Genomic DNA, 13617 nt, shown 5'->3' with positions numbered 1-13617 from the left:
CAAGTCTTGACATCCTACATCAAGCACGATATTTTCAGCCATCGCATTCTACATGATGCATCATGCGGTCGCCTGAGGAGCCGCCGAGCCCAACCAGTCCGCCTCGCCACCCCTACGACTCGAGCGGTACTCGCGCAGCTGCCGTGGCCGCTCTCCCGGACGGCGGGGTGGCGCAGACAGGAGGCGCACGTGACGGGGCGAAACACAGCTCGGCTCATCCAGCCACAGAGCGTGTTCATGGCGACCGCGATCAACCACCTGAGCTACTGGGTCGCCGACTACGGAAAGACGCGCGACTACTACCTCGAGATGCTCGGCATGAGCCTGTTGTTCGATGACGGCGCGAGCTGTGCGGTGGGGTTCGGCACTCCCGTTCGCGCGCTCCACATCAAGCAGGCGCAGGGCGAACAGCCCGCTCCGATGGTCGACACCTTCGGCGTCTCGATCGCGGACTTCGACGCCGACGAGGTCGCCGCGAAGCTCGACTTCCATCAGGTGCCGCACGAGCGCGCGGATGACGGCTCCGTCATCGTCCACGACCCGGTCGGCTACACGTTCACGATCTGCCCGGAGGACCATCTGCTTCGGCCCGGCGCCGGCAGCGGCGATGCGACCGCCGGTGAGGGCGTCTTCACAGCGACCGCCTTCAACCACATCGCCTACCGTGTTCCCGACCACCTCGTCTGCCGCGACTTCTACGTCGACCTCCTCGGCATGCGGGTGGCTTTCGACGACGGGATCAAGCGCTGCTCGGTGGCGTTCGGCGACGAGCCGGAGGATGCGCTCTACATCACCCCACGCGGCCGGTCGCGAGGCGACTGGAAGGTCTTCGCGAAGCCCGGCGAAGGCTTCATCGACCACGTCGCCTACTCCGTGGCCGACTTTGATCTCGAGGGTTCGGCGAACGCCCTGCGCGAGCACGGCGTCGAGCCCCAGTACGACGGCGAGTACGCGTGGTCCGTGCCGGACGGCGACGGCTACAAGATCCAGATCTGCGCTGAGGTCGGGGTCTATCCAGGCGCCGCCGTGGACACATTCCACAATCCGGACTGACTCATCCCCCCAGGGCCTTCGTCCGATCCAGCCGACGACCTGGGCGAGAGGAAGGGGTCGTGATCATGCACGAGAACAGCGTGCGAACCCTGCGCTCCATCGCCTTCGTGGCCGCCGCTGCGCTCCTCGTCGTCGCGTGCCAGTCGGACGCGCCCGACGACGAGGGCGGCGCGGCCGCCGACGAGGAGACGACGGTGGTGGTCGCGATCAGTGACGACCTGTCGACCGTCGACCCGCAGGGCGGCACCGGCATCATCGACCGGAACGTCCTGCAGAACGTCACCGACGGCATCATCCGCCGTAACGGCGAGACGGGGGAGCTCATCCCCCACATCGCCACGGAGTGGGAGCTCAGCGATGACGAGCTGGTCTGGAGCATCACGCTGCGCGACGACGTGACCTTCCACAACGGCGACCACTTCACCGCCGAGGACCTCAAGGCGAGCATCGACCGGATGAACCACCCGAACCTCGGCGGCACACTGGGTGAGAACTTCTTCGTCGTCGAGGAGACCAGGATCATCGACGACTACCACGTCGAACTGCACCTCTCCGAGCCGGCTCCGCTGCTGATGCTCTTCGCCGAGCGCCTGCTGCTGGCACCGAAGAGCTGGATCGAGGACATCGGCTACGAGGTCTACTCCAGCCGTGAACCGGCGCCTGGCCTCGGCGCGTACCGGTTGGTCGAGTGGGACCGCGGCAACGAGATCGTCTTCGAGGCGTTCGACGACTACTTCCTCGGCCGGCCGCAGATCGATCGCGTCATCTTCCGGGTGATCCCCGACGAGGCGGCCCGGGTGGCAGCCTTGCGGGCGGGCGAGGTCGACGTCGTCGACCAGCTCAGCCCGGTGCAGGTCGACCAGGTCGAGGGCGACGAGGCCCTGAAGGTCGTCCCATCACTCAGCATGGCGCGTGTTCGCGTCTCGATCGACCAGCGCAAGCCGCCGTTCGACATCCTCGAGCTCCGCCAGGCGATCAACTACGCGATCGATGTCGACACGATCATCGACGAATTGCTGCCGGGAGCCGTGCGCACGCCGGCGGGCTTGGTCCCCCAGGAGCTGGGGTTCAACCCCGACCTCGAACCGTACGAGTATGACCCGGACCGCGCGCGGGAACTCCTCGCCGAGGCGGGTTTCCCGGACGGGATCGGCCCGGTCGAGTTCTCTGTGTATCCGAGCTATTCGCAGTCAGAGGAAGCGGCGCAGGCGATCCAGTCATATCTGGCGGAGGTGGGCATCCAGACCGAGATCCGCGTCTACGAGGCGGCGGACTTCGTCACGCGCAAACAGGAGAAGCACGACAATCCGGCTGGCCTGGGGCCTTTGATGCTCGACGGTCACTCCGGTGGAAACACCTTCCACGGCTACCACTTCTACCAGAACGTCGTGAACTGCGTGCAGGGCTCGGTGACGCACGCCGGCTATGGCTGCCACGACGACATCGACGCCCTGCACGATGAGGCTGTCGCCACCTGGGCGAAGAACCCGGAGCGCACGATCGAGGTCCTGCAGGAGGCGGAGGTCCTGCTGCAGCAACACGCCTGGGCCGGTTTCCTCTACCAGGTGCCCGCGCTCTATGCGATGGCCGCCGATCTGGACTGGCAGCCGAGTCCGGCCGAACAATCGCAGTTGCGTTTCGCCAGCTGGGCGAACTGACGCCTGAAGACCGAGGAGACCGCACATGCGCCTATCCGAGAGCCGCAACATGCGACTGGTCGGACACAGTGACCTCAACGGCATGGGCGACGGGATGCACATCAATGTCCGCGATGGCTATGCGTACTTCGCGCACCAGGGCAACGGTGGCACTTCCATCGTCGACGTCCGTGATCCGCGCGAGCCGAAGGTGGTGAACCGGATTCCGGCGCCGCCGAACACGCACTCGCACAAGGTCCAGATCGTCGGCGACATCCTCCTCGTCAACCGGGAGCGGCAGCAGGAAAGCATGGGGGGCGATCTCTTCCACCAATGGATGGCCGGAATCTCGGTGTACGACCTGAGCGATCCGGTGAATCCGCGCGAGATCTCCTTCTGGTCGTGTGCCGGTCGCGGCGTGCATCGCATGGTGTTCTGGGAAGAGCCCTACGTCTACGCGTGCGCCGGTGCGAGCCAGTACGACAACCAGATCCTGGCCATCCTCGACCTCAGCGACCCGGCGCGCCCGGTCGAGGTGGGCAGGTGGGGGGTTCCCGGCATGCGCCGCGACGAGGCCCACCTGCGCACCTGGACCGACGAGCAGACCGTGAAGTTCCACCACGGCATCCCCCGCGGAGACAGGCTCTACTGCGGCTGGTGGGACATCGGCCTGGTCATCCTCGACATCGCCGACAAGACCAATCCGAGCCTCGTCGCGAGCCTGAACCTGAACGAGGCCGACGGCCCCAGCCGCAACACCCATACCGTCTGCCCATGGCCCGGGACCGAAGCAGTGATCGTCACCGACGAAGCCACCAAGCAGGCCCGCGAAGGAATTCCCTTCTACTCCCGCGTGGTGGACATCACCGACGAGAAGCAGCCGGCGGTGCTGGCCCGGTTCCCGACCCCCGAGGGCACCTATCCCGAGCGAGCCGGGCGCTTCGGCCCGCACAACATCCATGAGCCCAGGCCGGGATCGTTCCAGGATCCGAACCTGGTGTTCATGACGTACTTCAACGCTGGGCTCCGTGTCTTCGACGTGAGCGACGTCTCGGCACCCGTCGAGGTCGCCTTCGCCGTGCCCGAGACCCCACCCGGCCTGCCGGCCATCCAGCTCAACGACCTCTATGTGAGTGCCGATGGGCTCGCGTATGTCTCGGACCGCTTCGGCGGCGGGATGTACATCTTCGAACTGACTGGGATCTAGGTCCGAGAATCGTGGGAGAGCACATGCAGCTGATGCGCATCGGTGAGCGGAACTCGGAACGCCCGGTCGTCCGCGCCGACGACGGCACCTTGTACGAACTGAGCCCTCTCACCGGCGACATCGACGGCGCGTTCCTGGCCGACGACGGCATTGGCCGCGCCCGCGCGGCGCTGGCCGCGCATGACCTCCCTGCTGTGCCTGACGCCGACCGGGTCCGGATCGGCGCGCCCGTCGCGCGGCCGGGGAAGATCGTGTGCATCGGGCTGAACTACCGCGACCACGCCGCCGAGACCGGCTCGCCGTTGCCGGCCGAGCCGATCGTGTTCATGAAGGCGCCGAACACCATCGTCGGCCCCCACGACCCGGTCTTGGTGCCGCGCGGCAGCACCAAGACCGACTGGGAGATCGAGCTCGGCGTGATCATCGGCCGACACGCCCGCTACCTCGGCTCTCCTGACGAGGCCGCGGACGTGATCGCCGGGTTCGCGATCTCCAACGACGTGTCCGAACGCGAGTTCCAGCTCGAACGCGGCGGCCAGTGGGACAAGGGCAAGTCGTGCGAGACGTTCAACCCCCTCGGCCCCTGGCTGGTCCCCACCGACGAGATCACCGACCCCGGCAAACTGGGGCTCCGGCTCTGGGTGAACAGGGAACTGCGCCAGGACGGCACCACCGCCGACCTCGTTTTCGGCATCGACCACGTCATCTGGTATCTGAGCCAGTTCATGGTCCTCGAGCCCGGCGACCTCATCAACACCGGCACTCCCGCCGGCGTCGCCCTCGGCCGACCCGACCAGCCCTACCTCCGCGCCGGCGACGTGCTGGAGCTCGAGATCGACGGCCTCGGCCGCCAGCACCAGCTTCTCCAGAACGCCTGACTCCCGGGCCGCTGCCCTCGTGATCAGGCGATGGGCTCGTCGACGTCGTCGCCATCGTCGCGGCGGGTGCGATCACCGTCGTCGGCTCCGGGACGGTGATCACGTTCCCGGCGTTTCCGGCGCTCGGTCACCCGCCCGTGGTGGCCCGCGTGTCCGACATGGCCAGGTGCTGCGGTACGGGCGCCGCCGACCCGTCCGCAGAGGTCAGAAGCATGTCCACCGCGGGGTCGCCGTCCGCATCGCCCGTGCGACCTCTGGCGCCCGCTGCACCCGGGTGATCCGCGACGAGGGCGGAACGGTGTTCACCGCCCGGCAGCACGGGGATCCCCCTGACCGACGCGTAGGCAGGGATCGGGGATCCGTGGGTAGGCGGGCCCTGAACAGCAACGCCGGATCGGCCGAGCATGGGTGGAGCACGACGATCACGCGGGCACCGGCCCGCACCATCCAGGAGGCCCCATGCCGAAGACCATCGACATCGACGTACCGGATCTGAGCGGGAGGCTCGCTCTCGTCACGGGCGCGAGCGACGGGATCGGGTTCCACATCGCCGCGCGGCTGGCGCGGGCCGGCGCCGAGGTCGTCATGCCGGTGCGCAACCGGGCCAAGGGGCAGGCCGCTGCCCAGCGCATCCGTGAGCGCACGCCCGCCGCCGAGCTCGACGTCCGCACCCTGGATCTGTCGTCGCTGGCGTCGGTCTCCGGCCTCGCCGGCGAGCTGCTGCGCGAGGGACGCCCGATCGACATCCTGATCAACAATGCCGGCGTCATGACGCCGCCCACGCGCCAGGTCACCGAGGACGGGTTCGAGCTGCAGTTCGCCACCAACCATCTCGGGCACTTCGCCCTGACCGTGCACCTGCTGCCGCTGCTGCGGGCCGGCAAGGCGCACGTCACGACACAGGTGAGCGTCGCCGCGAACCAGAACGCGGTCCACTGGGACGACCTCGGCTGGGAGCGGGGCTACCACGCCGGCAGGTCGTACAGCTCCTCGAAGATCGCCGTCGGACTGTTCGCCATGGAACTGCATCGCCGAGCCGAGGCCGAGGGCTGGGGCATCCGGAGCAACCTCTCGCACCCCGGCATCTCCCCCACCAACCTGCTCGCCGCACAGCCCGCGATGGGCCGCTCGCGGGACACCACCGGGGTGAGGCTCATCCGGGTGCTCTCCCGACTCGGCGTTTTGGCCGGCACCGCCGAGTCGGCGGCGCTTCCGGCCGTGTACGCGGCGACCAGTCCTGACGCCGAGGCCGGCCACTTCTACGGCCCGAGCGGGTTCATGCACCTCAGCGGCCCGCCGGCCGAGCAGGAGCCGTACTCGCGGCTGCGCAGCCCCGAGGACGGCCAGCGGATCTGGGCACTGTCCGAGCGGCTGACCGGCGTGACCATCCCCGCCTGAGCGGGCAGCGGCGGAGCCAGGGATCGACAATCCCTTGCGCCGGTCCCGCCCGGACCGGAGACTCAGCTGGTGGACAGAGCGCAGCTGGCCGACTTCCTCCGCCGCCGGCGCGAGGCACTGCAGCCCGAGGACGTCGGGCTCGGCCGCGGCCAGCGTCGCCGCACCGAGGGCCTCCGCCGCGAAGAGGTCGCGGCGCTGTGCGACATGTCGGTCGACTACTACAGCCGCCTCGAGCAGCGCCGCGGCCCGCAGCCGTCCGAGCAGATGCTCAGGGCCATCGCGAGGGGCCTGCGGCTCACGCTCGACGAGCGCGACCACCTGTTCCGGCTCGCCGGTCACCACGCACCTGAACGCGCACCGACGGGCGACCACGTGTCGCCGGGCCTCATGCGCGTCCTCGACCGACTCCCCGACACGCCCGCGCAGGTGATGACGGAGATCGGCGAGACCCTCGTCCAGACGCCGGCCGCACGGGTCCTGTTCGGCGACGAGACCCGGCACCAGGGGCTGCGGCGCAGCGTCGTCTACCGCTGGTTCACCGACCCCGCGGCCCGCGACGTCTACCCCGCCGAGGACCACGCGGACCTGTCTCGCGCCTTCACCGCCGACGCCCGCGCCGTCTACGCCAAGCACGGTCCCCGCTCCCGCGCCGCCGCGATCGTCGACGCGCTGCTGGAGCAGAGCCCCGAGTTCGCCCGGCTCTGGCAGGCACACGAGGTCGGCGCGTCGCACCCCAGAGAGAAGCGGCTGCAGCATCCCGAGGTCGGCGTCATGGAGCTGCAGTGCCAGGTCCTGCTCGACCTCGACCAGGGCCTGTCGCTGCTCGTGCTCACCGCCACGCCCGGCACCGAGAGCCACGACAAGCTGCAGCTGCTCGCCGTGCTCGGCACCCAGCACGTCGACGCCGGCCGCTGACCTACGTCAGCACCAGCCGGACGAACGCCTCGAGGTTGACCACGCCGCGAGCGATCTTCTCCTCGACGGTGATGGTCTCCTCGATCTCGGCGCCGACGATGGACTGCTTGCGTCCGCGCACATAGAGCGAGCAGGCCAGGTCCGCGCACAGGTACTGCCCGACGGTGTTGCCCTGGCGGCCGGACTCGCCGGCACGCCGCGCCGTCATCAGCGACACGCCGCCGCTGGTGTGGGTGGTGAGGCACAGCGAGCACATGCTGCGCGTGGTGAAGCCGCGCGAGCTCTTCGGGTTGGTCCGCAGCGCGATGCCGACCAGCCCGCCATCGGACTGCACGGCGACGACGTAGCCGCGGTCGAGCGTGCTGTGGTCGCGCCAGCCGAGGAAGTCGAGGTCGTCCCAGGGCTGCTCGTCGAGGTCGCGGGGCACGTTCAGCCGCATGGCCTCACCCTTGGAGCAGTTGACGAACGAGCGACGGATGTCGCTCTCGCTGAGAGGCCGCATGGGTCACGACGGTAACTCCGCCGCGAACGGCGAAGCCAGGCATTTATTCGTCGAGGCAGAGGCAGTACGGGTGGCCGGCCGGGTCGCGCAGCACCGGCCGGGCGTCCAGGCGCCTCACGGCGACGGGAACGAGCCGTCCCCGAACAGGATCCTCGCGGCCGTGGCCCGGCCCGCCCGCGTCCGCAGCACGGAGAACGCCGTCGTCGCCATGGCCGGGGTGCGGACCTGCGCGAGCCCGTGGCGCAACAGCAGCCGGCCCCGGAACCGGGCCCGCAGCGCGGCGCCGTCGTAGTGCTCGAGCGGGTCGGGCCGGCCCGAGCGCAGGGCGTCGTCGAGGACGGCGGCGGCGTGCTCGGACAGCCGCAGGCACGGGTCGAGACCGCCGGCGGTCAACGGCGACACCGCACCCGCCGCGTCGCCCACGAGAAGACCGTCGACGCAGCTGATGCGCTTGAGGACGCCGCCGACGGGGATCGGCCCGCCCCGCCGCTCGACCTGCGCGTGATCGACGACGGCGTCCGCCGCGGCCCCGCGCGACCCCAGTCCCGGCGCCGTCGCCGCGAACCGCGTCAGCGCCCGCCGCATGCCGTTCGGGAAGCGCTTCGCGTAGCCGGCGACGCCGACGTGCGCGTGCCGTCCGTCGTTGACCACCCAGGCGAGGTAGCCGGGCGCGAGCGAGGGGTCGAGCACGCAGTGGAACGTCGGCGGCCCGTCGCCGGCGGCTATCGGGAAGACCTCCTCGGCGCCGATGAGCAGGTGCCGGTTCCGGTCGAGGGAGAGATCGCGCGCGACGGCCGAGCGGGCACCGTCGGCGCCGACGACGAACCGCGCCTCGACGCGGAGTGCGCCGTCGCGGCCGGCCAGCAGGAACGAGCCGGGTCCGCGGCGGGCGACGTAGTGCGTGCCCAGCAGGAGCCTGACGCCGTCGTCGACCGCCGTCCTCGCAGCGGACAGATAGAGCGGGGCCATGTCGCCGACGCGGTACTCGTCGCGTTGACTGACCAGCGTCACCGGCCGGCGCAGGCTGGGCGGGTAGAGCATGACGTGGCGGATCGGCGGGCCGAGGTGCTCCGGCGGCAGCGGGAAGTCGTCGAGGGTGCGGCGGACGAAGATCCCGGTCGTGCGGATCGTGCCGTCCAGTGCCGGTCGGCGCTCGGCCAGCACGACGGCATGACCGGCCCGGGCGAGCAGCGTGGCCGTGTGCAGACCGGCCAGCCCGGCTCCGACGACGAGCACGTCGGTCCTCATCCGGGTGCTCATGCGTCACCGTCCGGAACCCATTCGAGCAGGTCGCCGGGCTGGCACTCGAGCACCCGGCACATCGCCTCGAGCGTGCTGAACCGAACCGCCTTGGCCCGCCCGTTCTTGAGCACGGCGATGTTGGCCGGCGTGAGCCCGACCCGCTCCGCGAACTCGCCGACGCTCATCTTGCGCCTGGCCAGCTCGACGTCGATGCGCACGACGATGGCCATCAGATCACCGCGTCCATGTCGCTGCGCAGCGTCGTCGCCTGGCGCAGCAGCGCCCGCATGACGACCATGAGCAGAACCAGCACGCCCCCGGCCAGCACCACGCCGAGCAGCAGCACGGGCAGCCCGGGACCCTCGACGATGAACGCCACGGAGACGAACGCGCCGAAGAGCAGCACCCACGCGGCGACCATGGTCCACACGATCGTGTTCACCCAGGCGAACGCGGCCTCGCTGAAGATGCGGTCGTCCTTGACCATGCCCAGCAGCTTCCAGGTGCAGACGATGACCACCTGCACGCACACCAGCTCGACGATCGAGAAGGCCAGCGCCGGCCAGCGCAGGTAGGCGAGGTCGGGCTCCTCGTCGGCCAGGGACGCGAGCGTCCCCGGCAGGATCGCGACCTGTGCCACCACCAGTCCGGCGAACAGCAGCACGAGCAGGATCCGGAGCAGGCCCACTGCCCGATGCTTGGATGGCATGCCATCGACTGTCGCTTGCTATCGATCGATTGTCAATAGATTTCGCACGACAGCCAATCAGCTCACCCCAGAGCGTACGCCCGAATGACCTCCTGCTCGACAGAATTGCCCTCGGTATCCGAGGCGATCACCCGCAGCGAGAGGAACCCGCCGGCCGCACCGCGGTCGTAGAGCGTCGCGACGTACCGGCCGCCGTCACGCTCCCGCAGGTTGCGGACCCGCTGCCAGCTCGCGCCGTCGTCGTAGGACACCTCCAGCGCGACCTGGTCGACCGGGATCGGCTCGGCACCCTCGGGATGTCCGACGGTCAGCCCGACCTCGTGGGGCCCGCGGCGCTCGCGCGGATGCGGGGCCCGGTTCCGCAGGTCGACGTCGACGTCGTAGTCGACGGCGAGCAGCGGTTCCACGCGCCGTTCGCCGCCACCGGGGCGCTGCGACGTGAACGTCCACACCGAGCGGGTCCGGGTGGACAGCGCGGCCCACACCGAGGCGTTGTCGACGTCGTACTCGACGCGGTAGCGCGCGGGCTCCGGCTTCGTCTCGAACGATGCCGAGGACTGCCACGGCGTCTCGAGCAGGAGCTCGTCGTCCCGGTAGATTCGCAGGTCGGTGTCGAAGCCCTGGTCGAACCAGCTGGTGACGGCACTGCCGAAGTTGCCCGCGCCGTCCAGCAGGCCCATCGACACCGTGACGGTGTCGCCCGTGCGGTTCGGCGGCTCGAACGGGCTCGCGCCGGGCGCGAGCGGCTGCTCGAACCAGCTGCGCTGATAGCGCTCCCCCGCCTCGAAGGAACTCAGGTCGCCGAAGAGCAGGAGATGTTCGGTGGGCTCGTACTGACCGAAGCCGCCGCCGTACGGCGACTCCGGTGCCTGGCCGGTGTGCAACCAGCGCAGGGACGGGCCGGCCGTCAGGTACGTGACGAGCGTGCGCGGGCCGCGAACCGGCACCGGCTGCGAGAACGAGCTGGTGTCCCACGCCTGGTACGGGTACCAGGTGCGCGTCATCGTCGTCTCGTCGGCAAGCTGGCTGTGCACCGGTACGTCGATCCTGGCCAGCCGGGCGGTGCTCGCGACGTAGCGCAGATCGGCCGGGATCGAGCCCTCCTCGGTGTAGACCAGCTCATAGGAGTACGGGCTGTCCGGTTCGCCGCGGGCGGCCACCCGGACCGGCCCGGCGGCGAGCAGCCCGAGCAGCGCGTCGCCCTCCTCGCCGGTCACCCTGACGGTGGGCACCTGCAGCAGCGCGGGCGCCGGGCCCGGATCGGCGCTGGGACCGGGCCGGTCGTTGGCGATCACCACGAGGGCCGCGCCGGCAGCCGCGGCGTTGTTCGCCTGCTCGGCGACACCGATCTCGTCCGACCGCCGGATCAGCGCGACGGCACCCTCCAGGTCGGCCGCGGCGACGTCGCCGGGCCGGCCGATCCCGGCGTCGACGATCTCGGTCTCGAGCTCACCGTCGAGCATCGGGAACTGCCAGGAGAAGTCGCTGAACGCCGACGCCGGGTAGTACTGCGGATCCAGCACGACGTCCGGCCGGCCGGCGACGGCGACGGCGATCTGCGGCGCCTCGAGCCGCCAGCGGGTGTAGGCGGCGAACCCGCCCGTCGACACCGCGTCCATCGGCTGCATGAACAGGCGTTCCTCGAGCAACGCACCCGGCCACATGCTGCGTCCGACGTCGACTGCGCTGCCCGCCTCCGGGACGCGGTGGTAGGCGATCGCCATCGCCGCGCCGACGTTGGGCTTGGTCTCGTGGTCCGGTGTGTCGACGACCACCTCGGTGGCCAGGCGGGCGTCGAGCACCACCTCGGTGTCCTCGGCGATCTCCATCTCCGGGTCGCCGACGAGACTCCGGTTCAGCGGGGTGCCGAACACGCCGGGCTCGACGTAGGCGGGCATGGTGTCGACGAAGCCCAGCACCGAGTACGTGCCCACCGGCACCCGCACGCAGGTGGAGCTCGCGTACGGATCGTCGGTGCACGGCGCTGCGGGGTCGCCGTCGAGGCTCCGGGTGGCGTTCACGCTCCCGTCCTCGACGTCGACGACGGTGGCGCTGCCCGGTGCCGGGCGGCCGTCGCGCCCGATGCCGCGGACCGTGAGCTCCACCATGTGCGGCTCCTGGTGGTAGCCGACCGGCGTGCGCACCGTCGTGCCGTCGGCCGCCCGAGCGGTCAGGTACCCGCCGTACACGCCGGGCTCGCCGCGCGCGGTGTCGAGCACCAGCTCGACAGTGGCGGTGCCCTGCGCCGGCACGGTCACGGACGGCGCCGACGGGTTCAGCGTGCCGGCCGGCGGCGTGGTGCCGTGCTCGGTCGCGACGTCGACGGACAGGTCGAGGACGACGTCGGCTCCGGTCGGGTTGCGATACGTCACCGTGCGGCCGACAGGGGCGCGGTCGTCGTGCGGCCAGGGCAGGTGCCCGAAGCTCACCGAGCCCGGAACGGCGAGCACTCGGCTGCCGAGGGCCCGCTCGATGTCGATGCGGCCCGCGCCCTGCTCGTAGACCGTCAGATCGGATCTCGGCTCGGCGCTGTTCATCAGCCAGGCCTTGAGCTGGTCCGGGCGCAGCGACGGCTCCGCCTGCAACAGCACGGCCGCGGCGCCGGTGACGTGCGGCGCGGCCATCGAGGTGCCGTCGGCGTTGGTGTAGAAGTCGTCGACGGGAAAGCCCATGGCGGTCCCGGCGCCGCGGGCGGCGACGATGCCCACCCCCGGCGCGGTGACGTCGGGCTTGATGCCGTAGGTCTGCGGCAGCGGTCCCCGATTGGAGAACTCGGCGAGGGCGTCGGACTTGGTGACGGCGCCGACCGCCAGTGCCGACGCCGCGGACGCCGGGTGGCTGACGCAGCCGGCACAGCCGTCGTTGCCGGTGGACACCACGAACAGGGTGCCGTACTCGGCGGTCAGCGCGTCGGCGGCGGCGCTCATCGGCTCGCCGTCCGTGCCGTCGGCGCCGAGGCTCATGTTGACGACGTCGGCGCCCTGTTCGGCGGCCCACTCCATGCCCTCGACGGCCCACGAGACGAAGCCGCCGCCGCCGTCGTCGAAGACCTTGCCGTTGAGCAGGTCCACGCCGGCCGCGACGCCGCGGTACCGTCCGCCGGACGCCGCGCCGGTGCCGGCGACGATCGAGGCCACATGGGTGCCGTGCCCGACGCCGTCGGCCGCCGTCTCGCTCCAGCTGAAGTTGCGCTCACCGACGACGGCGCCGGCGAGGTCGGGGTGGGTGGTGTCGATGCCGGTGTCGAGCACGGCCACGGTCACACCGCTGCCGTCCAGGCCCGCGGCCCAGGCGGCAGGGGCGCCGACCTGCCCGGCGCTCTCGGACAGCGCCGCCCGGGTCCGGCCGTCGAGCCAGATCTTCTCGACGCCGGCCAGCGCGGCCGGCGCCGTGATCGCAGCCGTCCGGCGGTTCGCGTCGCCGGACTCCGCGAGGGTGACCAGCGCCGCGCCCAGTTCGGCCGTGTCGTCCTTGTCGACCCGGACGCCGGTACTGCCGATGCTCTCGAGCCGGCTGGTGGCCTCCGCCGCGGGCAGGGCGTCGAGTCGGCCGCCGGCGTGGCTCACGATGAGCGGCAACGTGTCGAATGACGCGTCGTCGTAGCCCTGGTCGACCAGCGCCGTCACGTTGAACAGCGCCGGATCGAGCCGGGCCGGGACGAGCGAGCGGACGTCGTCGGGGATCACGTGCAGGTCGCCGTCGCGCTCGACGGTGAGGAAGCTCGGCGCCCGCCCGCCGGGCCGTGGCGCCGGAACGACCTCGACCGCGCGCGTTCCGCCGGCCGCCCCCGTCACGTTCACGACGTCGCCGGTGATCAGCGTGACCGATGCCGTTCCCGCCGGACCCGGCCGCTGACCGCCGGCGGCGGAGGCCGGTGGTGTGGCCGGCGCGTCGGCGGACGAGGCCGTGGCTGACGCGGCCCAGAGGCCGGGCACGAGGGCGAGGGCGGACATCGCGGAGAGCAGGCGGCGGCGCATGGCATGGGTGTCTATCGGCATCGTGTTTCGGCCGTCCACGTCTGCGGATGTCTGATTCCGGACATGTCGACTACTCGCCAATCTGCGTAGTATCACCCG

At 70.6% G+C, this 13617-nt stretch carries 11 protein-coding genes; 6 read left to right on the top strand and 5 right to left on the bottom strand.

Annotated features, from left to right (window positions below; all coding sequences use genetic code 11):
* Positions 1-6 precede the first annotated feature (6 nt).
* The 6 genes from E1212_RS07820 to E1212_RS07795 all read left to right on the top strand — a co-directional run bounded on the left by E1212_RS07820 (position 7) and on the right by E1212_RS07795 (position 7088).
* Positions 7-1053 (top strand): VOC family protein, encoded by a 1047-nt coding sequence (locus E1212_RS07820; protein WP_131981017.1) that lies wholly within the window; start codon positions 7-9, stop codon positions 1051-1053.
* A 65-nt stretch (positions 1054-1118) separates the two neighbouring features.
* Positions 1119-2711 (top strand): ABC transporter substrate-binding protein, encoded by a 1593-nt coding sequence (locus E1212_RS07815; protein WP_238992274.1) that lies wholly within the window; start codon positions 1119-1121, stop codon positions 2709-2711.
* A 25-nt stretch (positions 2712-2736) separates the two neighbouring features.
* Positions 2737-3897: an LVIVD repeat-containing protein gene (locus E1212_RS07810; protein ID WP_131981013.1), complete on the top strand. Its 1161-nt coding sequence runs from the start codon at positions 2737-2739 to the stop codon at positions 3895-3897.
* A gap of 23 nt (positions 3898-3920) precedes the next feature.
* Entirely contained in the window at positions 3921-4775 is an 855-nt protein-coding gene (locus E1212_RS07805; protein WP_131981011.1) for a fumarylacetoacetate hydrolase family protein, read from the top strand.
* A gap of 459 nt (positions 4776-5234) precedes the next feature.
* Positions 5235-6173 carry an SDR family oxidoreductase gene (locus tag E1212_RS07800; RefSeq protein WP_131981009.1) on the top strand — a complete coding sequence of 313 codons (939 nt, stop codon included), beginning with the start codon at positions 5235-5237 and terminating at the stop codon, positions 6171-6173.
* Between the two features lie 69 nt (positions 6174-6242).
* Positions 6243-7088, top strand: a complete 846-nt coding sequence (locus E1212_RS07795) for a helix-turn-helix transcriptional regulator (RefSeq protein ID WP_131981007.1) — start codon at positions 6243-6245, stop codon at positions 7086-7088.
* 1 nt (position 7089) lies between these two features.
* Here E1212_RS07795 and E1212_RS07790 read toward each other — a convergent pair whose 3' ends face one another.
* The 5 genes from E1212_RS07790 to E1212_RS07770 form a co-directional block, all read right to left on the bottom strand.
* Entirely contained in the window at positions 7090-7590 is a 501-nt protein-coding gene (locus tag E1212_RS07790; protein ID WP_131981005.1) for an FBP domain-containing protein, read from the bottom strand.
* A gap of 114 nt (positions 7591-7704) precedes the next feature.
* Positions 7705-8838 carry an NAD(P)/FAD-dependent oxidoreductase gene (locus E1212_RS07785; protein ID WP_131981003.1) on the bottom strand — a complete coding sequence of 378 codons (1134 nt, stop codon included), beginning with the start codon at positions 8836-8838 and terminating at the stop codon, positions 7705-7707.
* An 8-nt stretch (positions 8839-8846) separates the two neighbouring features.
* Complete coding sequence (locus tag E1212_RS07780; RefSeq protein WP_131981001.1) at positions 8847-9062, bottom strand: helix-turn-helix domain-containing protein; 216 nt, start codon at positions 9060-9062, stop codon at positions 8847-8849.
* Positions 9062-9541, bottom strand: coding sequence for a DUF2975 domain-containing protein (locus E1212_RS07775; protein ID WP_131980999.1), 480 nt, complete (start codon positions 9539-9541; stop codon positions 9062-9064). The genes E1212_RS07780 and E1212_RS07775 overlap by 1 nt, the downstream gene beginning before the upstream one ends.
* Positions 9542-9603: 62 nt before the next feature.
* A complete protein-coding gene (locus E1212_RS07770; RefSeq protein WP_131980997.1) occupies positions 9604-13518 on the bottom strand; it encodes a S8 family peptidase in 3915 nt (1304 codons plus the stop codon).
* Between the last annotated feature and the right edge of the window lie 99 nt (positions 13519-13617).

Origin of the sequence: Jiangella ureilytica, assembly GCF_004348545.1 — a bacterium.
GTDB lineage: Bacteria > Actinomycetota > Actinomycetes > Jiangellales > Jiangellaceae > Jiangella > Jiangella ureilytica.
Note: the sequence above shows the minus strand (reverse complement) of the source record. Positions and strands in the feature narration are given on the sequence as shown.